Below are 1,543 nucleotides of genomic sequence, written 5' to 3'. Positions count from 1 at the left end.
TGCCAAGTTCATTCCGAGTATTGGATGCGACCGTCAATCGCACCACCAGAACTGATAAAGTACTGGGGGCAGATCAGCGCGTTGACACGTACACCGCGCTGCAAGCCATGACCATTTGGCCAGCTTACCAACACTTTGAGGAGTCGTATAAAGGTTCTATCGAAGTAGGTAAGAATGCGGATTTAATCATCCTCGATAACAACCCGATGAAGATTGAACCTAAGGCGCTAAAAGACCTAAACGTGGAAGAAACCATCAGCAGAGGTCAATCGGTTTATCAACGACAGTAATCCAAAATAAAACACCGCCGCTATCGAGGCGGTGTTTTCTATCTGACTCACCAAGCACTTTATCTATTTGCTCGCCACTAGCTTCGCTAACCAAGTAGGAAACTTTTCGTATTTAAGAATAAACCACACCTAAGCAAAGGAGGATTAATCAAAATCAGAAGGTCGTTTTGAGGGCGGCTTTAACAGCCTGATTCAACTTACTTAGCACCAATTCAAACACCCAACGAATAAAGGAATAAGTAAATTTGATCGCGATATTTGCACCTTTCCCCGCAAATACCAACATGTGGCCAAGTAAACCTTTTACGCGTTCAGAAAATTCGCTAGAGAGTTCTGAAATTTTGACGATTGAACGAGCAATCGCGTCATATATAGTAGCAATAGCAGAACCTACATTTTGCAGGGCAAAGACTGACGCCGCAGCCCCACCATCAACTAACAACGTAAGGAGCGCTGCCGAGATCTTATCTGCCCAATCAGCAGAAGGTGTGGCTTGAAGTCGATTCTCATAGTTTAAAACTACGCGTTTAAAAGTGGAGCTTGCCTTTTGAAAGCCAAGGCTATCCCAGGTTGCAGTCTGTGTATAAGAACTGTACTCCGCCATAAAATGTGCGCTAGGAAAAAGACCTTGAGCACGATTCAATATGTACTCCGAACCATCATAAGGCACATGATAAAAAGGCCATACTGGCGCTTTTGTTACGGGGTCCGCACCATTGACACAACGGAAGTGCGTCGATATTCGAGATGATGAGTTGATCGAAAAAGATTTCATTCCGACTCTTGGTGAGCCAAAAGTATATAAGTTAACTCTGCCTTTAAACTCTGGAGAAGCAGAAATCCAATTAGCAACCAGAGTCGCTAATGCGCCACCTAAACTGTGTCCAACACAATGTATAGTACCGTTAGCGGTTACCGGATTATCACGAAGAAAACGAGTTAGACCTTTTCTCATAGAATAGAACGTAGTTTGGAATCCCGAATGGACGGTCTCTCCGGTATCTGTTCCTTTCCCGCTACACGTTAAGTCGGTAATCCCATCAGCTAATCCTGCTGTACCTCTAAAAGCTAAGACAAGGTCATTTTTATAACGCTCACTTTTTCCCTTTCCTAGCAGAGCAAACCCTGTTTCAGGACGAAAGAAAAAACCACCACTTGTACCTACCGCTACTTTCGAAAAACCAAAGTGATTATCAACAACAGCTGGCAGTTTCACACGTTCAAGATTGTGCTTCACTTCGTATGCAATATTA

2 protein-coding genes are annotated in these 1,543 nt (G+C 43.7%); one reads left to right on the top strand and one right to left on the bottom strand.

Features of this window, described 5'->3' with window-relative positions; genetic code table 11:
- Positions 1 to 290: amidohydrolase family protein (locus tag R7E00_RS23020; protein ID WP_318124538.1), on the top strand; the 290-nt coding region annotated here is incomplete at its 5' end.
- Positions 291 to 444: 154 nt separating this feature from the next.
- Here R7E00_RS23020 and R7E00_RS23015 read toward each other — a convergent pair.
- On the bottom strand, positions 445 to 1,539 hold the full coding sequence (locus tag R7E00_RS23015) for a lipase family protein (RefSeq protein ID WP_318124540.1): 1,095 nt from the start codon (positions 1,537 to 1,539) through the stop codon (positions 445 to 447).
- Positions 1,540 to 1,543 lie beyond the last annotated feature (4 nt).

Origin of the sequence: Vibrio sp. Vb1755, from assembly GCF_033338635.1 — a bacterium.
Taxonomy (GTDB): domain Bacteria; phylum Pseudomonadota; class Gammaproteobacteria; order Enterobacterales; family Vibrionaceae; genus Vibrio; species Vibrio alginolyticus.
Note: the sequence above shows the minus strand (reverse complement) of the source record. Positions and strands in the feature narration are given on the sequence as shown.